At 73.1% G+C, this 19,529-nt stretch carries 14 protein-coding genes and 1 pseudogene; 6 read left to right on the top strand and 9 right to left on the bottom strand.

The window, feature by feature from the left end; translation table 11 throughout:
• Positions 1-912: 2-oxoglutarate dehydrogenase complex dihydrolipoyllysine-residue succinyltransferase (odhB, locus tag MNZ27_RS19495; RefSeq protein ID WP_242395762.1), on the top strand; the 912-nt coding region annotated here is incomplete at its 5' end.
• Between the two features lie 1,401 nt (positions 913-2,313).
• Positions 2,314-2,736, top strand: coding sequence for a hypothetical protein (locus MNZ27_RS19490; RefSeq protein WP_242395761.1), 423 nt, complete (start codon positions 2,314-2,316; stop codon positions 2,734-2,736).
• Between the two features lie 62 nt (positions 2,737-2,798).
• On the opposite strand, the gene MNZ27_RS19485 is transcribed toward MNZ27_RS19490, so the two are convergent.
• A complete protein-coding gene (locus MNZ27_RS19485; protein ID WP_242395760.1) occupies positions 2,799-3,443 on the bottom strand; it encodes a hypothetical protein in 645 nt (214 codons plus the stop codon).
• A 669-nt stretch (positions 3,444-4,112) separates the two neighbouring features.
• Between MNZ27_RS19485 and MNZ27_RS19480 the strand changes: the two genes are divergently transcribed.
• Entirely contained in the window at positions 4,113-4,460 is a 348-nt protein-coding gene (locus MNZ27_RS19480; RefSeq protein ID WP_242395759.1) for a hypothetical protein, read from the top strand.
• A gap of 174 nt (positions 4,461-4,634) precedes the next feature.
• Here the strand turns inward: MNZ27_RS19480 and MNZ27_RS19475 are convergent, their stop codons facing one another.
• The 8 genes and pseudogenes from MNZ27_RS19475 to aat form a co-directional block, all read right to left on the bottom strand.
• The gene (locus MNZ27_RS19475; protein WP_242395758.1) at positions 4,635-5,417 is read right to left on the bottom strand and encodes a DUF72 domain-containing protein; all 783 of its coding nucleotides are present in this window, start codon (positions 5,415-5,417) and stop codon (positions 4,635-4,637) included.
• The gene (gene ligD / locus MNZ27_RS19470; protein ID WP_242395757.1) at positions 5,414-7,543 is read right to left on the bottom strand and encodes a DNA ligase D; all 2,130 of its coding nucleotides are present in this window, start codon (positions 7,541-7,543) and stop codon (positions 5,414-5,416) included. The genes MNZ27_RS19475 and ligD overlap by 4 nt, the downstream gene beginning before the upstream one ends.
• A 76-nt stretch (positions 7,544-7,619) precedes the next feature.
• Positions 7,620-10,208, bottom strand: coding sequence for an ATP-dependent helicase HrpB (gene hrpB / locus MNZ27_RS19465; RefSeq protein ID WP_242395756.1), 2,589 nt, complete (start codon positions 10,206-10,208; stop codon positions 7,620-7,622).
• 506 nt (positions 10,209-10,714) lie between these two features.
• Positions 10,715-13,015, bottom strand: coding sequence for an ATP-dependent Clp protease ATP-binding subunit ClpA (clpA, locus tag MNZ27_RS19460; protein WP_242395763.1), 2,301 nt, complete (start codon positions 13,013-13,015; stop codon positions 10,715-10,717).
• 2 nt (positions 13,016-13,017) lie between these two features.
• Complete coding sequence (locus tag MNZ27_RS19455) at positions 13,018-13,344, bottom strand: ATP-dependent Clp protease adaptor ClpS (protein ID WP_242395755.1); 327 nt, start codon at positions 13,342-13,344, stop codon at positions 13,018-13,020.
• Positions 13,345-14,222: 878 nt separating this feature from the next.
• A pseudogene (locus tag MNZ27_RS24305) lies at positions 14,223-14,633 on the bottom strand (CopD family protein); the annotation flags it as partial.
• Between the two features lie 455 nt (positions 14,634-15,088).
• On the bottom strand, positions 15,089-15,475 hold the full coding sequence (locus MNZ27_RS19445) for a copper resistance CopC family protein (RefSeq protein ID WP_242395753.1): 387 nt from the start codon (positions 15,473-15,475) through the stop codon (positions 15,089-15,091).
• Positions 15,476-15,739: 264 nt separating this feature from the next.
• Positions 15,740-16,444: a leucyl/phenylalanyl-tRNA--protein transferase gene (gene aat / locus MNZ27_RS19440; protein WP_242395752.1), complete on the bottom strand. Its 705-nt coding sequence runs from the start codon at positions 16,442-16,444 to the stop codon at positions 15,740-15,742.
• 433 nt (positions 16,445-16,877) lie between these two features.
• Between aat and MNZ27_RS19435 the strand changes: the two genes are divergently transcribed.
• The 3 genes from MNZ27_RS19435 to MNZ27_RS19425 all read left to right on the top strand — a co-directional run.
• Entirely contained in the window at positions 16,878-17,474 is a 597-nt protein-coding gene (locus MNZ27_RS19435) for an outer membrane beta-barrel protein (protein ID WP_242395751.1), read from the top strand.
• Between the two features lie 391 nt (positions 17,475-17,865).
• The gene (locus tag MNZ27_RS19430; RefSeq protein WP_242395750.1) at positions 17,866-18,519 is read left to right on the top strand and encodes a cytochrome c3 family protein; all 654 of its coding nucleotides are present in this window, start codon (positions 17,866-17,868) and stop codon (positions 18,517-18,519) included.
• Positions 18,507-19,529, top strand: a 1,023-nt coding sequence (locus MNZ27_RS19425) for a TAT-variant-translocated molybdopterin oxidoreductase (RefSeq protein WP_242395749.1), incomplete at its 3' end; no start/stop codon positions are given. The genes MNZ27_RS19430 and MNZ27_RS19425, both read left to right, overlap by 13 nt.

Raw genomic sequence — 19,529 nt, 5'->3', positions numbered from 1 at the left:
CCGGCGCGCCGTCCTCCGCCCTCGGCGCGGCGACTGATGGCCGAGGCGGGCGTGGCGGCCGCGGCCATCCCCCCGAGCGGTCCCGGCGGGCAGATCCGGAAGGAGGACGTGGTGCGGGCGCTCGAGGCGCGCCCCCCCGCGCCCGCGCCGGCGACCGCCCCTGCGCCGGTCGCCCCCGCGCCGCAGGCGCTGCGCGCGGTCCCGGAGGGCGACCGGGAGCGGGTCGTCCCGATGACGCCGCTGCGCAAGACGGTCGCGCGACGGCTCGTCGAGGCGCAGCACACCGCGGCGATCCTCACGACCTTCAACGAGGTGGACATGACGCGGGTGCTCGCGCTGCGCGAGCAGCACGGGGAGCGGTTCCTCGCGCGCCACGGCGTGAAGCTCGGGTTCATGTCCTTCTTCGTGAAGGCGTCGGTCGAGGCGCTGCGCGCCTTCCCCGCGGTGAACGGCGAGATCCGCGGCGAGTCGGTGGTCTACCGGGACCGCTACGACATCGGCGTGGCGGTGGGCGGCGGGAAGGGGCTGGTGGTCCCGGTGGTGCGCGACGCGGACGCGCGGTCGTTCGCGGAGATCGAGGAGGCGATCGCCGGGCTCGCGAAGAAGGCGAAGGACAACCGGATCACGATGGAGGACCTCGCCGGCGGCACGTTCACGATCTCCAACGGCGGGATCTACGGCTCGCTCCTCTCCACCCCCATCCTGAACCCGCCGCAGTCCGGCATCCTCGGGCTGCACAAGATCGAGCGCCGGCCGGTGGTGGAGGACGGGGACCGGATCGTCGTCCGACCCATGATGTACCTCGCGCTCTCGTACGATCACCGGCTCGTGGACGGGCGGGAGGCGGTGTCCTTCCTCGTGAGGGTGAAGGAGTGCATCGAGGACCCGGAGCGGATGCTGCTCGAGGTGTGAGCGGGGGCTGACGCTGCCCGCTCATAATCCATCGCGCGCCTCGTGTGTAAGCGCGCGAGAATCGCCGCGGCCGTTGATCACGTCACGGCGGGGATGGGCGAGGACTTACCCGTCTACCGGAGCGCTCCGCCAGCTTCCCAGAGGAGTACGTGAACTCCCTCGACAAGATCCTGCCGTATGCGGGAAAGCGGATAATTAGTCTGCCCGCTTCCCAACGAATCGACGAGGCCTTACCGCAAGTTCCGAAACGATCGGTCACTTGGGGCGCAGCCCCCGACACGTCCAGCACCTGGAACAGCAACGGACATCCACTTCCACCGGTATCGAATTCAAGGAGTGCAACGGCCTCCGTCGACTCGCCGAGTCGCGAGAACGGCACCTCGATATTCAACCATTCCGGCTGGACGACCCAGACACCGTTCACTCGCAGGCCAGCCAGATCAAGACCACTGCCGCCTCCGACCCGAACAACCTCGATGGGCCCTGCCTTCGAGGACGCGGACCACTCAACAGTCTCACTCGGCTTCCTCATCTCTGGGGCGCCAGCGGCCGCAGCAATATTCACGTTGGGTGTCATGGGCGGCGTCGCCCAAGCAGCTAGCGGCCAAGCGGCCAGCGGGACGGCGATCAGACGAGCATTCACGAACTTTCGTATCCCGTTCAAGGTCGGCTCCTGGCGACGGCATCACGGGTAAGCACCCGCCCTGCGCGTATCCGGGCGGCCGGTCCCGACGGCAATGCCTCGCGAACAATGATATTAGAGTTATTACTCCTCCATGACAACCACTGCAGCAACCGCTCGATGAGCAACGTCAATTGGTCATTCCCCGAAGGCCCGACCGAGAGTAGTTGCGGGAAGGGGATGAGGGATCGAGCGGCGACTGATAGGAGCGGCCTTGCGAAACCGGAGTGGTGAGGCAAGGCCCCTCGGCAAGACGCCACGGAGAGCAGCGACAGCGCGGCGAGACGCAGAGAGTGAGTCACTGTGCGCGAATGTCAAGGTGGTGGCGTGAGCGAGCCCTCGGCATCTCACCGGGAGAGCCGGCCGAACGTGTCTGGACTGACGGAGCGATGAAGCGATGACGCTATCCGCACGCTTCGCCGCACAGGGCGGAGTGCTGCACGCGCATGAGCCAGGTGCCGGGAGGGAAGAGGACGTCGCGAACGCCAATCCTCCAGGACTCGAGCGCCTTGCGGTAGGCCCATCCGGGCCCGGAAGGCCCCGACCGAGAATAGTTCGGGGAAGAAAGTGAAGTGGCTGCGCGACGACGGGTAGGATCGGGGTCCGGGAGCGGATGGGCGGGTACGGAGTTCGGCGCTGATGCTGAGCAAAGGGAGCGACGTGGAGCGAGCGGGATCGGGAGGCACTCGGGCGCTGGAGTTTGCGTTGAGGAGAATGCCGTGCCCGTAAGCGACGATTCCTTCTACGAATTCCTGGCCACTGGCGCGCTGTACGGTATCACCGTCGGCTCGACGACGGACGCCGTTTCAGCGCGGCTCGGGCCGCCGCCGGAGACCTCGAAGCTACGCCGCGTGATTATCTGGGCGTACGGCCATCGACTGTTGCAGGTCACGCTAAAGCGGGATCGCGTCGTGCTCATAGGTGTCTATCCTCGATACGCGAAGGGCACTGGCGGAAACGTAATTGACGGAAGCTTCCCGCTCCCCCTCGATCTCAACCTTGAAGCCTTGAGAACTCGACTCCGCGAACGGGCTGTGCCGGTCGTCGATAGCTCGCGTTGGCCTGGCGCGTTGGAGATCGGGGCGGGGCACATCCTTGCCGTGTTCGACGAGGATGGAACGCTAGAGAGTTTGCAGATCTGAGGAAGGCCCGAAGGCCCCGACCGAGAGTAGTTGCGGGGAGGGGATGAGGGATCGAGCGCTCCTCACTTCGAGTATCGAAACCCGTAGGCCGCGAGGTAGTCGCTGCTCCCCGCGGGCTCGTCCACGAGCACGACCACGTGTCCCTTCGCGAGGGCGAAGGCGCCGCAGAAGACGCCGGCGTCGCTGACGAGGGCTGATCCCATCAGGCGGTAAGACCTTCCGTAATCAATTCGCTTCAGCACAGCCAAGCGCAGGTCGGGACGGGGCTCGCTTTTCGGCGCCGAGTAGATGGCAAGCGCCACGTCCGTAAACTCGATCACGCTCTTCACGTGGGCAGCGGATGGAAGCGCCGCTACGATCGCGTCGCGCGCCTCACGCAGATCGATCTGATCGAACGGGTCGCACAGCCCGGGGGAGGTCGCAGCCGAGGCATTCAGGTGCGTCCCGCTAAACTCGAACGCAGAGTGGACCAGCCGGACAGAAACGGCGCCCCCTCCCGCTCGGAATCGCCAATTATCAGACCCTGGCTCAATTACGGCAACCGATCCGCTCGAGAACATCGTAACGGCATCGCTCTGGATCGCGACCTCGCCCCCCTCCGCGCGCAGCCCGAACTCGAGCACCACATGGTTCGCTGATTCCTTCGCGAACGCAAGCGCCGCGGACAGCAGCCATACGGCGACTCCGAGCGGAATGATTACTTTCATGACCCGCCACTCACTTGTGTTGTTTCAGTAATTATTGGGAAAGTTGACGTTGCGCTCATCGGACAAGTCCTTGTACCGCGCACGCGCACGAGCACTAGGACCCCCGTTATACCCCGTTAAAAGCCCTAAAGCCCCGACCGTAAAGCCCCGACCGAGAGTAGTTGCGGGGAGGGGATGAGGGATCGAGCGGCGACTGGTAGGCGCGGCCTTCGAGACCGGAGTGGTGAGGCAAGGACCCTCGGCAAGACGCCCATGGAGAGCGCAGCGACAAGCGCGGCGAGACGCAGAGAGTGAGTCACTGTGCGCGAATGCCAAGTGGTGGCGTGAGCGAGCTCTCGGCATCTCACCGGGCGAGCCGGCCGAACGTGTCTGGACTGACGGAGCGATGAAGCGATGACGCTATCCGCACGCTTCGCCGCACAGGGCGGAATGCTGCACGCGCATGAGCCACGTGCCGGGAGGGAAGAGGACGTCGCGAACGCCCGTCCTCCAGGACTCGCGGGGGCGCCTTGAGGTCACCGACCGTGCTATACCGATGAGCGCCTGTCCGGGAGATGCGCTCCGCGCGTTTCCACATCAAACGGGATACGACCGCTGGCTCACGGCGACTATCATCCGGGACACCTGGGTCCCGACCAAGACGACGGAGTGCGTGCCCGCGGGGACGGTGTGAGCAAGGTCCGCGCGCAAACCTGGAGCGCGCTCGACGCGTTCCTGGCGCTCGGCACCGCAGCCGGCACGGCGGGGTTCTTCCTGCCGTGCCGGCCCGGGTGGGCGTGCGTTCCGAGCGCGATCAGGCTGCTCGGCATGGCGTGCGTCGCGGTCCTCACCTGGCGCCTGGGCGCCGCGGCGTTCGCCGGCCGCCCCGCGCTGGGCCGCGTGACGCGGATCCTCGTTGCCCTCGGCGTGGCCGGGTTCGCCATGAGCCTGGGGCGCTGCCTCTTTGGCGGAAGCTGCGGGGTAGCCGGGCGGGCCGCGATCGATGGCGCTCGCGAAGGATCCGGGGGAGCGTGCTGAAGTGGCGCCTCGCATCCAGCTCTCCTTGTTGAGAGCGGCGAGGATCACCGGCCGCGGTCACGCTCGCCACACGTCCTTCGCCGGGTGGTTACGCCTGGACTCATTCTGACGAACGAACAGTCATGACCTAACCGGTCTGCCGGACCTCGGCCCCTCGCGGTGGCGCTTGGGCGGTCACGGACGCGGGGCCGTCTCGGGCGGCGTGTGGAGCTCCGGCGCGGGGCGCTCCTGGCCGACGAGGGCGAGGAGGGCGAGGGCGTCGTGCACCGCGTGGCCGCCGACGTCGTTGTTGAAGTAGGCGTAGGCGTCGCGGCCGCTCCGCGCCCAGCCCAGGAGTTCCTCGGCGTACGGACGGAGCGCGCCGGCGCCGTAGCGGCCGGCGTAGCGGCCGGTGGTGCCGTGGAACCGGAGATAGCGCCAGCCGCCGGTCCGCCGCGGCGGCGGCCGGTCCACCTGATCGTGCTCGCAGAAGGCGGCGCCGTGCGCGTCGAGGACGTCGCAGATCGCCTCCGCGTACCAGGCGGGATCGCGGAACTCCAGCGCGTGTCGGCCCGGGGGGACCCGGGACAGGAAGCGGTCGAGCCGCTCCGCGTCCGGCTTCATGCGCGGCGGGAGCTGCCACAGCGTGGGCCCGAGCTTGTCGCCGAGCCGGCGAACCGGCCGGTAGAAGCGCCGGAGTCCCTCGGCGGCGTCCAGGAGCCGCTTCATGTGCGTGAGGTAGCGCGAGCCCTTCACCGCGAAGACGAAGTCGGCGGGGACGAGCGCGCGCCAGCGCGCCGTCGTCTCCGGCGTCGGCAGCCGGTAGAACGTGGCGTTGAGCTCGACGGTGTCGAACGTCGAGGCGTAGACCGGGAGCCAGTTCCGCTGCGGGACGCCGGGCGGGTAGAGCACGCCGCGCCAGTGCGGGTAGTTGTAGCCGCTCGTGCCGATCCGCAGGCGCGCGGGCGAGGTCGTCACGGATGGGCCTCCTGCGGGCGCCCCCGCGCCGCGCGCGTCCGAGGCGCCTCGGCCGCGAGGGCCGCGAGCAGCGCCGCCGAGAGCGGCCGCGCCGCCGCCGCGTAGCCGGCCCAGGGATCCGCGCGGAGGTGCGCGAGGCGGCGCGGGACGGTGCGCACGGTGAAGTGGTCCGGGTGGAGGCCCTTGCCGAGCTCGTCCCACGCGACCGGCGTCGAGACCGGCGCGCCGGGGCGCGCCCGCACGGAGAACGCCGCGACCGCGGTGTTCGTCCGGTTGTTCCGGAGGTAGTCCACGAGGATCTTCCGCTCGCGCCCCGCCTTCGCGAACGAGGCCGTGAACGTCCGCGGCGCGTGGTGCGCGAGCCGGACCGCGAGCGCGCGCGCGAAGGCGAGGCAGCGCTCCCAGCGCGCGGTCGGCACCAGCGGCGTCACCACGTGGAGGCCGGCGCCGCCGGTCGTCTTCACGAACGCGCCGAGCCCGAGCGCGGCGAGGGCCTCGCGCACGAGGCGGGCGGCCGCGACGACCGCGGGGAACGCGACCTCCGGCCCGGGATCGAGGTCGAGCACGATCCGGTCCGGCTGCTCGAGGTGCGCCGTGGTGGAGCTCCAGGTGTGCAGCTCGAGGATGTCCATCTGGGCGATGGAGAGCAGCGCCTCCGGCGTGTCCACGACGAGGTACTCGCCGAGCTTGGTCTTCTCGCGGATCGCGACGCGGCGCACCGCGGGCGGCGCCCACTGCTTCGCGTGCTTCAGGAATCGGCACTCGCCCGAGAGCCCCTCCGGGCAGTGATAGAGCGTGAGCGGCCGGCCGGCGAGGTGGGGGATCATCGCGGGGGCGACCTCGGCGTAGTAGCGCACGACGTCTGCCTTGGTGAGGCCGGGCTCGGGGAACATCACGCGATCGGGGTGCGTGATCCGGACGCCGCCGATCTCGATCGCCGGCGTCGAGCCGGAGCGCGAGCGGCGGGGGCGGGGCGGGTCAGGGCGCGGATCCGGTGTCGGTGTCGAAGCCCCGTCACCGTGCCCGTCACCGTGACCGTCCCCCGTGCCCGCCTCCCGCTTCCCGTGGCCCGTGGCCCGTCGCCCGGCGTGACGCGCGCGGGTCGAGGTCGGGGTCGAGGTCGGGTTCGGGTTCGCGGAACGTCCACGCGGCCTGGCGCCCGAGCTCGGAGGTCCGCCCGGCCGCTCGCGCACCACCTCCTCCGGCCGTTTGTCCTCGCGCAGGCCTTGGAACGAGGGGTGCCGGATCTTGCCGTCCGAGGTCCACTCGGTGAACGCCACCTCGGCCACGAGCTCTGGCTTCACCCAGTGCGCGAGGCGGCCGAGCGCGCCTGCCGGCGCGGGCGAGAACGGCGGGCGTGGCTGCGCGAGCCGGTCGAGCCGCGCGCGCAAGGCGCGGGCGACCGCGTTCGTGAAGCCGGTCCCGACCTTGCCCGCGAACCGGAGCGCGCCGCCCTCGTACACGCCGACCAGGAGCGCCCCGAGCCCCTCCCGCGCCGCGCCCTCGGGCTCGGTGAAGCCGCCGATCACGGCCTCCTGGCGCGCGACGCACTTGGCCTTCACCCAGATGGTGTTGCGGCCGGGTCGGTACGGCGCGTCGGCACGCTTCGAGACGATCCCCTCGAGCCCGGCCCGGCACGCCGCGCGGAGCGTCGCCGCGCCGTCGGCCGCGACGACGTGCGGCGCGTACTGCACGACGCCGCACCCGTCGCCGAGGAGCCGCTCCAGGGCGGCCTTGCGCTCGAGGAGCGGGCGCGCCGCGAGGGACGCCCCGTCGAGCTCGAGCAGATCGAACACGAAGTACGCGATCCGGCGCGGACCGCCCGAGAAGGCGTTCTGGAGCGCCTGGAAGCTCGTGCGCCCGTCGTCCAGCACCGCCGCGACCTCGCCGTCGAGGAGCGCGCTCCGCGCAGGAAGCGTCTCGACGGCGCGGGCGACCTCCGGGAACTGCGCGGTCCAGTCCTTGCCTCGCCGGCTCCAGAGGGTGGCGCGCCCCCCCTCGAGCGCCGCGCCGATCCGGTAGCCGTCGTACTTCACCTCGTGCACCCAGCCCTCGCCTCCGGGCGGCTCGGAGACGAGCGTCGCGAGCTGGGCTTCGTAAGGCGAGGCGCGGGCGCGGGCGGCCACGCTCGAACGGTCGGCACGCCCGCCCGCCGGGCGCAACCGTCGGTGCGTCCTCCAGACAGGACGGCCGGGCGGGCGGCTACCGCCGCCCTCGCGGAGCGGGCGGCTGCGCGGTCCGCGGATCCTCGGGCCAGGAGTGGCGTGGGTAGCGGCGGGAGAGCTCGCGCCGGATCGCGGGGTAATGGCGGTCCCAGAACCCTGCGAGGTCGGTGGTCACCTGGACGGCGCGCTGGTTGGGGGCGAGGAGGTGCAGGACGAGCGGCACGCGACCGCTCGCCACCGCCGGCCCGTGCGCCATCCCGAAGAAGTCCTGCAGCCGGCTCTCGATCCAGGGCGGCTTGCCGGCCTCGTACTGGATCCGCGCGCCCCGTCCGCCGGGGAGGGTGAGCCGCTCCGGCGCGAGCCGCTCGAGCGCGGCCCGGGCGCGCGGGTCGAGCCGGCCGAGGAGCGCGCCCGGGAGGTCGGCCTCGCGGAGCTCCGCGAAGCTCCGGCGCCCCTGCGCGGCGTCCCGGAGCGCCGCCTCGAGGTCCGCCTCGGTGGGAGGCGCGAGCCCCGCGTCCGGCGCGTGCTGCGCCGCGAACGCGAGCCGGGCGAGGAGCCGGTCGAGGGCGCCCTCCGGCGCGAACGCCCGGGCGCCGACCGCGAGCGCCTCGGCCGCGAGGCGCTCGGCCACGCGCCGAGGATCGGGGCGCGGCGCACGCGTCTCCTCGAGGACGAGGTCCTCGTACAGGAGCCGCTCGGTCGCCTCGACGCGCTCGGCGCCGGCGTTCCACGAGATCGCCTCCTCGTACCGGAGCGCATCCGGGGAGAGGTCGAGGAGCAGCTCCTGCGAGACCGCGCTCGCGAGCCGGACCCGCACCTCCGCGCCACGCCCCGCGCCGGGCGCGCCCGGGCCGTGGCGATCGCCCCGGCGCTCCTCCGCGTCCACCGCGACGAGGAGCGGCGCCTCCCGGACCACGCTCGCCGGGTCGAGCCGGGCGCTCCCGCCGCCCACGAGGACGATCTCGTCCGACCCGGGCGCGCGCCGCCGGCCGACGCGGTCCGGGTAGGCCGCGAGCGTGGCGGCGAGGATCGCCTCCTCGCGCGCCGCGGGCGTCGCGCCTGGGTCGGCGCCCGTCCTCCGCGCCAGCCGCGCGAGCGACCTCCGGCTCCGCTCCACGGCCTGCGCCGCGCCCGGGTGGACGCCCATCCGCCGGAGCCGGTCCGGATCGAAGCGGGCCGCGCGCGCCTCCTCGAAGGCCTGCGCGAGCTCGAGCAGGTCCGAGGGACCGGTGGGCGGGAGCGAGACGCCCCCGAGCGCCCGCCGATCGCGGAGGTCGCGCTCGCCGAGGAGCGCGGCCACCAGCGCGCCCTCCTCCGGGGCGCCGCGGGCGGCCGCCTCCACCACGAGCCGCGCGAGGCGCGGGTGCGCGGGGTAGGCGAGCATCCGCCGGCCGAGCGGCGTGAGCGCCCCGGCGGGTTCGAGCGCGCCGAGCCGCTGGAGCAGCGCGCGCGCCGCGGCGAGCGCCGGGGCGGGCGGCGGCTCGAACCACTCGAGGTCGCCGGCGACGCCGAGGCCGGCGAGGGCGAGGACCGTCTCCGACAGGTCCTCGCGGAGCACCTCCGGCACGTCGAACTCCGGCCGCCCGTCGTGGTCGTGGCGGGTGTAGAGGCGCAGCGCGCGCCCGGGGCGGGTCCGGCCGGCGCGCCCGGCGCGCTGCGCGGCGGAGGCGCGGCTCACCCTCCGCACCTCGAGGGTGGGCAGGCCGGACCAGGGCGAGTGCGAGGCGACGCGGGCGAGCCCGGAGTCCACCACCGCCACGACGCCCTCGATGGTCACCGAGGTCTCGGCCACGTTGGTCGAGAGGATCACCTTCCGGCGCGGGCCGGGCCGGACCGCGCGATCCTGCTCCTCCGGCGGGAGATCGCCGTGGAGCGGCAGGAGGTCCACGCCGGCCTCCTGCGCCCAGGAGCCGAGGGCCTCCCGTGCCCACCGGATCTCCGCCGCGCCGGGGAGGAAAACGAGCACGTCGCCGTCGAGCCCCTCACGGTGCAGCCGGCGCACCGCGCGCGCGACGAGCGCGTCGAGGCGGACGTCGGGCCGGGCGGCCTCCTCCGCCGAGAGGTACTCGACCGCGACGTCGAACCGCCGCCCCTCGGAGCGGACCGAGGCCGCGTCCAGGTACCGCGCCACCGGCGCCGCGTCGAGGGTCGCCGACATGGCGACGAGCCGCAGATCGGGGCGCGCCGTCCGCTGCAGCCGGCGCAGGAACGCGAGGGCGAGGTCGCCCGGGAGGTGGCGCTCGTGGAACTCGTCGAGGACCACCGCGCCGACGCCGGGCAGGGTGGGCGCGGAGAGCAGGCGGCGCGTGAGGAGCCCCTCGGTCACGTACCGGATCCGCGTGCGCGGCCCCGCGACCTCGTCGAACCGCACCTGGTAGCCGACCGTCTCGCCGGGCCGCTCCCCGAGCTCCTCCGCGACGCGCCGCGCCGCCATGCGCGCCGCGAGGCGGCGCGGCTCGAGCACCACCACCTCGCCGTCGCCGGCGAGCCCGGCCGCGTGGAGCGCCGCCGGGACCCGGGTGGTCTTCCCGGCGCCGGGCGGCGCCTCGATGACCAGCGCCGGCGCGGCGCGGAGGGCGGAGACGACGTCCGGGAGCACCTCGTCGATGGGGAGCGGCTGCCGCACGGCCCCGCGTTCTAACCCGGCGGGGCGCGGCGCGCGAGATCGGGGGAGGTGCACGAACCCGTGTGATCGTGCCCGTGCCCGTGCCCGTGCCCGTGCCCGTGACCGTCACCGATCCCCGTGCCCGCCTCCCGCCTCCCGTGTCCCTTGGCCCGTGATCCGTCGGGTCGTCGGACGACGGGGGATCGGGCCACGGGCCACGGGACCCGGTTCACGGGTCACGGAAGAACCGGTGACGGTGACGAGGCACGGCTCACGGGCGCGTGCCGCGGAGGGGAAGCCGCACGCCCCCGAACCCGTCATCCGTGCCCGTGACCGTCACCGATCCCCGTGCCCGCCTCCCGCCTCCCGTGTCCCTTGGCCCGTGATCCGTCGGGTCGTCGGACGACGGGGGATCGGGCCACGGGACCCGGTTCACGGGTCACGGAACAGCCGGTGACGGTGACGAGGCACGGCTCACGGGCGCGTGCCGGCGGCCGCTATCTCTCCCCGAACCCCGAAGCCTGCCCCTACGCCGGCTCGGGCTCCGGCACCTTCCGCGGCGGCGGCGGGGGCGCCACGGCGGTGACGACCAGGCGGAGCTTCGCGCCGCCAGGCTCCACCTCGACCCGCACCGTCCCGCCTTCGTGCAGCTCGCCGAACAGGATCTTCTCGGCGAGGGGCTTCTTCACCTCGTTCTGGATGAGCCGCGCCATGGGGCGCGCGCCCATCTTGCGGTCGAAGCCGTGGTCGGCGAGCCACTGGCGCCCCTCGGCGCTGAGCTCGATCCGGACCTTCTTCTCGGCGAGCTGGAGCTCGAGCTCGCGGACCAGCTTGTCCACCACCTGGAGGATCACCTCGGGCGGCAGCGAGTCGAACGCGACCCACGCGTCGAGGCGGTTGCGGAACTCGGGGCTGAAGGCCCGCTCGATGGCGCCGCGGGCGTTCCCGGGCTCGGACATGTCCTGGCCGAACCCGACCCGCCGCGCCGACAGCTCCTGCGCGCCGGCGTTGGTGGTCAGGATGAGGACGACGTGCCGGAAGTCCGCCTTCCGCCCGTTGTTGTCCGTGAGCGTCGCGTGGTCCATCACCTGGAGCAGCAGGTTGTAGATGTCCGGGTGGGCCTTCTCGATCTCGTCGAGGAGGAGGACCGCGTAGGGCGTCTTGCGGATCGCATCGGTGAGGAGCCCGCCCTGGTCGAAGCCGACGTAGCCGGGGGGCGCGCCGATGAGCCGGGAGACGGTGTGCTTCTCCTGGTACTCGGTCATGTCGAACCGGAGGAACTCCACGCCGAGGATCCGGGCGAGCTGCTTGGCGAGCTCGGTCTTCCCGACGCCGGTGGGGCCGGAGAAGAGGAAGTTCCCGATCGGCCGCTCGGGCGAGCCGAGGCCGGAGCGCGAGAGCTTGATCGCCGAGGCGATGGCCTCGATGGCCTTGTCCTGCCCGAAGATGACCTTCCGGAGGTCCCGCTCCAGGCTCTGGAGCGCCGCCTGGTCGTCCGCCGAGACGGTGCGCTCCGGGATCTTCGCGATCTTCGCCACCACCCGCTCCACGTCGCGGGCGGTGATCCGGTGCCGCCGCTTCGCCTCCGACCGCATCCGGTCGCGCGCGCCGGCCTCGTCGAGGACGTCGATGGCCTTGTCCGGGAGCTGGCGATCGTTGATGTGCTTCGCGGAGAGCTCCGCCGCGGCGCGCAGCGCGCGCGGCGTGTACTCCACCCCGTGGTGCTCCTCGTAGACCTTCTTCAGGCCGCGGAGGATCTTCACCGTGTCCTCGACCGACGGCTCGAGGACCTCGATCTTCTGGAAGCGGCGGGCGAGGGCGTGGTCGCGCTCGAAGGTCTGCTTGTAGTCGTGGAACGTGGTCGAGCCGATGCAGCGCAGCTCACCCGAGGCGAGCGCGGGCTTGAGCAGGTTCGAGGCGTCCATCGACGAGCCGGTGGTGGCGCCGGCGCCGACGATGGTGTGGATCTCGTCGATGAAGAGGATCGCGTGCGGCGTCTTCTTCACGCCGGCGATGACCCCCTTGAGCCGCTGCTCGAACTCGCCGCGGAACTTCGTGCCGGCGAGGAGCGCGCCCATGTCGAGCGAGTAGATCGCCGCGTGCGCGAGGACCTCCGGGACCCGCTTCTCGTGGATGCGCAGCGCGAGCCCCTCCACGATCGCCGTCTTGCCCACGCCCGGCTCGCCCACGAACACCGGGTTGTTCTTCCGGCGGCGGCAGAGCACCTGGATGGTCCGCTCGATCTCGCCCTGGCGGCCGATGAGGGGGTCGATGAGCCCCTGGGCCGCGCGCTCGACGAGGTTCACGGTGAAGGTGTGGAACGGGTCCTTGACGGGGCGCGGCCCGCCCTCCTCCCCCTCCTCGCCGCCCCCCTCGCCCTCCTCGGCGCCGCCGCCGTCCTTGCCGATGCCGTGCGAGATGTACTGGAGGATGTCCAGCCGGCGGACGCCCTGCTTCTCGAGCAGGTAGACGGCGTGCGAGCCGCGCTCGCGCGTGATCGCCACGAGGACGTCGCCGGCGTTCAGCTCGGTCCGGCCGGAGCCCTGGACGTGCCAGGCGGCCCGCTGGAGGACGCGCTGGAACGCGGCGGTCTGCTCCGGGTCCTGGGACCCCGACACCGACTCGAGGGTCCGGTCCAGGTAGTCCTCGAGCTCCTTCTCGAGGAGCTTCAGGTCGGCGCCGCAGGCGAGGAGGACCTCGGAGGCGATCTTGTCCTTCGTCATGGCGTGGAGCAGGTGCTCCAGCGTCACGTACTCGTGCCGACGGCTGCGGGCCTCGCCCACGGCCGTCTGCAGGGTCTGCTGAAGCTCCTTCGACACGGTCACCATCGTCACTCCGGCTCGATCGTCACGAGCAGCGGGTACTCCGCCTCGCGCGCCAGCTCCGTCGTCTTCATCGCCTTGGTCTCGGCGATCTCGTGGGGATAGATACCGGCGACCCCCACGCCGTGCATGTGAACGTTCAGCATGATGCGGTGGGCGGTCTCGGCGTCGTGGTTGAAGACGCTGACGAGCACCCAGTCGACGAACTCCTGGGTGGTGTAGTCGTCGTTGTGCAGCAGCACCTTGTAAAGCGGGGGTCGCTTCGTCTCCTTCTCGGTCTTCGTCCTGGGGACGACGACCTCCGTGCCACCCCCGGGGCGGGTTCGTTCGGCCATGGCCCGACATTCTAATGGACACGCCGCCCTGCGGCGGCGATCGCCGGCCCGGCCGGTCGTCCGCGCCCCCCTGGCCCGGGCGCGCGGATGGCGGTCCGACGCGGCCGGCGGGGCGGCCGCAGGCCCGGCCGGCGCGGCGCTCATTCCCTGTAGAAGAGGAGCACGAGGCCGACCAGCCCCATCGAGGCGGTCCAGACGGCCGCCGGGATCCGGCCCTCCCTCGGGGGCAGCCGGAGCTCGAGCCAGGCGCCGAGCGCCGCCGCCACCGCGAGGACGCCGATGGCGTTGTGGGACACCTCGACGAGATAGGCCCACCGCGACGCGAGCACCGAGTGGGAGTGCGTGAGGAGCAGCGCGCCGCCGACGCCGCAGAGGACGGGGAACGCGAACCGCCATCGGGTGCCGGCGAGGCGCCCCGCCCGCACCCGCCACTCGAGCACCGCGAGCGCCACGACGAGCAGGGTCGCGGCCCGGTGCTGGAGGACCGACGGGGACGTGAGCACCTCGAAGAAGCCCTCGGGCCCGAAGGGCCAGCCGTTCGGCTCCGCGAGCAGGAGCAGGAACGCCGCGAGCAGGAGGAAGAGCAGCGGCCAGTGGCGCGCGACGCGGAGCCTGGACCAGCGATCGGCGAACGCCGCGACGGCGGCGAGGAGCACCACGATCCCGGCCACGTTGTGGTTGAAGTCGCTCTGCCACCGGTCGAGCGGGCCCGGCTGCGCGTAGGGATCCACGGACGACGGCGAGGCCGCCACCATGGGACCGTGGGGGGGCGGGACGAGCCGGGGCACCTTGGGGGCGAGGACCCCGGCCACCTCGGCGAGCGTCGCCCGCTGGTCCGTCACGTCCACGGCGGGCGGTTGCGCGGTGAGCGCCGCGGCGGCGAGCAGCAGCGCGATCGCGGCGCCGGCCTCGGCCTCGACGAGGAACGGGATGCGCAGGTCGGCGGCGGCGCGATCGCCGGCGCGCCGCCAGCGCTGGACCGCCCGCCGGTTCTGCGCCGCGAGCACGAGCGCCATCCCGAGCAGGGCGACCTTGGTGAGCACCATCGCGCCGTACGCCGTCCCGACCAGCGCCGCGACGCCGCCGACGTAGCGCCACGCCAGGGCGAGGCCCGTCGCGACGACGAGCGCCACCGCCGCGAAGGCGAGGCGGGAGAAGCGGGCGAGCACCGCGGGCCAGGCGCTCGCCCGGGCGGGGTCCCGCCGGCCGCGGAGCCGGAGCGCCAGGAGGTGGGCGAGACCCCCGACCCAGACCGCGGCGGCGAGCTGGTGGAGGTCGGTGATCGTCATCAGGAGGGCGCGATCGTCCGGGCGGCTCACGGCGTGGACGAGCCACGCGCGGCTCGCGACCAGGGCCGCCGCGACGAGCGCGAGCGCGGTCCAGCCGCGCCGCGAGCCGGGGCGCCGCCGGAGGCGGAGCGCCGCCCCGGCGACCGCGACGGCGAGGCCGGCGTGGAGGAGGCCGGCGTGGGCGAAGCCGGTCTCGAGGAACGGCCCGAGCGGCCACGCGCCTTGCTCGTCCGCCAGGGACCAGGGGGCGAGCAGGAGCCGGGCGCCCTGGAAGCCGGCGACCGTCGCCGCCCCCAGGGCCACGCCCGCCGCCGCGTCCCTGAGCGCGGAGGACGGCAGGGGACCACGCAGCGGCAGGAGCACCGCGAACGCGAACGCGATCCCGCCGGCGGCCCCCGCGAGGCCGGCGAGGGTGACCGCGTCGAAGATCACGTCGAGGAACCCGGCGAGGAGGATCACGGCTTTCCCGCCGGTCGGACCGTGAAGCGGAGCAGCCCGGGGGTGGCGTGCCCGTCCACCGCGAGGACGCGGAAGGTGAGCCGGTACGTCCCGGCCGCGAGCGCCGGCAGCCGGAACGTGAGCTGCTCCGGCGGCTCGCCCCCGCGGTCGATCCGCGCCACCGGGACGGCGTGGCCCGCCGTGTCCTCCAGGCTCGCGCGGGTGAGCCGCTTCTCGATCCGGGAGTTGAAGCGGAGGGTCGCCTCGGCGGGGGCGGCGTCGAGCACCGCGCCGTCGCGGGGCGACGAGTCCACGAGCACCGCGTGCGCGCGCGCCGGCGTGGGGAGACCGAGCGCAGCGCAGGCGGCGAGGACGAGGAGGGCCGAGGTCCGATCGCGGCGCACCTCCGGGGCGTAGGGCAGGCGCGCGGGGGACGCCTCTCCTCGACGGAGTCCCACGATTCGGCGGGGACGGGGGGACGAGGAGGGGTCGGGGTCGATGCGGCCGTGCCCGTGCCCGTCACCGTCACCGCTTCCCGTGCCCGGTTCCCGGCTCCCGTGGCCCGTGGCCCGCAAGCCGGTGGGTCGGGTTCGGGGTCGGATTCGGAGGCGGAGGCGGGTCGCGTTCGGTTCGGGTTCGGGGGTATCGCCGCGGCCTCACCGCCGCCTCTATCCCGGCAGCGCGCCGGCGGGCTCCAGGATCCAGGTTCCCCGGAGCGTCGGGGCGGTGAGCGCCTGCTCCAGCCGGGCGAGGAACCCGGCGCGAGGGATCTCCTGCGCCCCGAACCGGACCAGGTGGTCGGTCCGGACCTGGCAATCGACGAGCCCGATCCCGGAGCGGTGCAGGAACTCCACGCTCGTCACGAAGGCCACCTTCGACGCGTCCGGGCGGTCGGCGAACATGGACTCGCCGAAGAAGGCGGCCCCGAGCGACACGCCGTAGAGCCCGCCGGCGAGCCCCTCCGCGTCCCAGGCCTCGAAGGAGTGCGCGAAGCCGAGCCGGTGGAGCCGCTCGTACGCGGCGATCATGTCCGGCGTGATCCAGGTGCCGTCCTGGCCGGGCCGGGTCCGGTCGGCGCAACGGCGGATCACCTCCGCGAAGGCGGTGTCGGCGGTCACGCGGTAGCGCGCGTGTCGGATCGTGCGGGCGAGCGAGCGCGGGACGTGGAGGGTCGGCGGGTCGAGGACGAGGCGCGGGTCCGGCGACCACCAGAGGATCGGGCTCCCCTCCGAGAACCAGGGGAAGATCCCCTCCGCGTAGGCGGTGAGGAGCCGCTCGGGCGAGAGGTCGCCGCCCACCGCCAGCAGCCCGTCCGGCTCGGCGTCGGAGGGGTCGGGGAACACGGGCTCGCGGGGGAGGCGGTAGATCGGCACCGCCCTCGAGCATAGCGGCGGCGGGGCGGAGCACAACCCGGACGCCGGTCCACCCGACGCACGCCGGGGCGCCGGCGTCTCGATGGCTCCGTTCGCCCTGAGCGTAGGCGCGCGTAGCGCGCCGGAGTCGAAGGGCGAGCGGCGCAGGGAGGAGTCTCCCCGGCGCAGTCAGGCAGCGTGCGCCGCAGCAGCTCGGTGGTGGATGTCGGAGCTTCGAGCTGCCTGCGCTGCTCGTTCGTCGTGTGCTCCCGCTCGGCACGGCATCGCGTGCCTCGAGTCGCCGCCTCGGCGTGCAAGGCCCGCGCGACCACGCGCGTGCACGTTCCGTGATGGTGGGTCCGCGTGGGAGGAATCCGCACGTCGATGGACAGCAAGCGTCGCCGGTTCGTGGTATCCCGTGGCGGAACTCTTCACCCGACGAGGGAATACACCGATGAAGAAGGTTCTCCTGGCGGTTGCTGCACTGATGGTCTTCCCGGCGGTCGCGCGCGCCGGGATCCCGCTCGCCCCGGACGTGTACGTGGTCGGCAAGATCGGCGCGGCGATCCCGAACCACCACGATCTCGACGGCTTCGACAACGGGCTCGCCCTCGAGGCGACCGCCGGCTGGAAGCTCCTCCCCATCCTCGCGATGGAGGGGTCCATCGGACACTACGGGGTCGGCACGGGGACGTATTTCGATCCGTACTGGGGCGCTTATGGAAAGGACGACCTGAGCGCCACCTACGTGCAAGGGTCCGTCAAGGTGATCGCGCCGCTCCCCAAGATCGATCTCTACGCGCTCGCCGGCCTCGGCGTGTACTTCGTCTCGGTGGAAGGCCACGGCACCGACGCGGCCGGCTACTGGTCGTACTCGGACGACGACACGACGCTCGGCGTCCACCTGGGGGTCGGCGCGACGCTCCACCTGAACTCCCTCGTGACCCTCGGCGCCGAGGCGAAGTTCGTCGCCGCGAACGCGAACCTGGGCGGCGTGGACACCCGGATCGACAGCGCCCTCGTCAGCGCGACGCTCGGCCTCGCGTTCTAGCGCGATCCCCTTCAGCTCCGTAGACCGGCGCCTCGCCGTCCGCCCCCTGCAGGGGAGCGGGCGCGAGGCGCCGTTGCGTTCGGCAGCAGGAGCGCGCCCCGCCCACCCGCTGCCGGACGCGAGCCCCAGCAGGTGGGTGCTCACCCGGGGCGCGGCGCCGGCGCGGACGCCCGCGCCGCGCGCCCGTCGGGACGCCGCGCGCGAAAGCGGACGCCTGCCCCTTCAGAGACCTTCCGCCACGCTCCCTTGCCGGACAGTTACAGCGCGAGCCGCGCCGCGGACGCGCGCGAACAGAGGAGCGCAGACCATCTTCTTCGAACCCGGATCGTGACGCGAACGAGCCCTTCGCCATGCACACGAACGCTCCCGCCCGGGGCAGGCCGGCCGAACGATGAGCGCGCTCTTCTCGCGGAGGTCGAACGCCATCTTCCGGCTGGTCGTCGTGCTGCTCCTCGCCGGCGCCAACGGCGCGCTGCTCGGCGCGATGCTGTACTGGCGGACGCCGTACGGGACCGGCCAGCAGGCGCAGATCGCGCAGCCGGTGCAGTTCGACCACCGGCATCACATCCAGGACGATCTGATCGACTGTCGGTACTGCCACACGACGGTGGACCGCGCGCCGTCGGCCGGCATCCCGCCGACGGAGCTGTGCCTGAACTGCCACTCCCAGGTCTGGAACAAGAGCCCGCTGCTCGACGTGGTGCGCGCGAGCTGGTTCGCGAACCGGCCCATCCCCTGGATCCGCGTCCACAAGCTCCCGGACTTCGTCTACTTCGATCACGAGATCCACGTGAAGAAGGGGGTCGGGTGCGTCGTGTGCCACGGGCGCGTGGACACGATGCCCGCCGTCGAGCAGGTGCAGCCCCTCACCATGGGCTGGTGCATCGACTGCCACCGCGACCCCTACGCGCGCCTCCGGCCGCCGGGGGAGGTGACCAACATGACCTGGACGCCGCCGCCGGGCGATCCCGTCGCCTACGGCAAGGAGCTGGCGAAGAAGAACGAGGTCCAACCCCGGACGAGCTGCTCCACATGCCATCGCTAGGGCTCCCCATCTACGGTCAGGATCGCTCGGGGCTCGACGTGCGCCGCTGGCGCAGCGTCGAGCAGGCGGGCGCCGAGGCGGCGATCGAGCCGGGCGAGTTCCCGGAGGGCGCGCAGGAGCCGCCGGAGGGGTTCGGTCGGCGGAGCTTCCTCCAGCTCCTCGGCGCGTCCGCGGCCCTCGCCGGGGTCGCGGCCTGCAAGCCCCCGCGCGAGAAGGTGATGTCGTACGTGCGCCCGCCCGCGTCGATCACGCCGAGCGCGCCGAACGCGTACGCGACGGCGCTCGGCCGCGGCGGCCACGCCATCGGCGTGGTGGTGACGAGCTGGGAGGGGCGGCCCACCAAGATCGACGGCAACCGGGAGCACCCCGCGAGCCGGGGCGGCACCGACGCGCTCGCGCAGGCGACGATCCTCGACCTCTACGACCCCGCCCGGCTCGACGGCTTCTTCCGCCGGGGTCGCCCGCTCGGGCGCGTCCCGCTCCTCCAGGAGCTCTCCGCCCTCGCCCGCGATCACGAGCGCGACCGCGGCGCGCGGCTCCGCTTCCTCGTCGAGCCCACCTCCTCCCCGACCCTCGCCGACCTGCGCCGCCGCATCCTGCTGCGCTTCCCCGCCGCCCGCTTCGACGCGTGGGCGCCGATCGGCGACGACGCGGCGCGGGCCGGCGCGCAGCTCGCCTTCGGCCGCCCGCTCGACGCGTCGCTCTCGCTCGTGGAGGCCGACGTCGTCCTGTCGCTCGAGGCGGACCTCCTCCTGCTCGACGGCGAGCCGCTCCGGCAGGCGCGGGAGCACGCCGCGCGCAGGGTGCCGCCGCGGATGAGCCGGCTCTACGTCGCCGAGGCGAGCCTGAGCGTCACCGGCGCCGTGGCGGACCACCGCCTCCGGATGCGCTCGTCCGAGGTGCTCGGGTTCGCGCGCGCGGTCTGCGCCGAGCTCGCGGCGCGGCACGGCGTCGCCGCCCTGGCCCCGCTCGGCGCGCCGGCGAGCGGGGCGAGCGCGAAGGCCGCCGCC

Origin of the sequence: Anaeromyxobacter oryzisoli (assembly GCF_022690765.1) — a bacterium.
Taxonomy (GTDB): domain Bacteria; phylum Myxococcota; class Myxococcia; order Myxococcales; family Anaeromyxobacteraceae; genus Anaeromyxobacter; species Anaeromyxobacter oryzisoli.
Note: the sequence above shows the minus strand (reverse complement) of the source record. Positions and strands in the feature narration are given on the sequence as shown.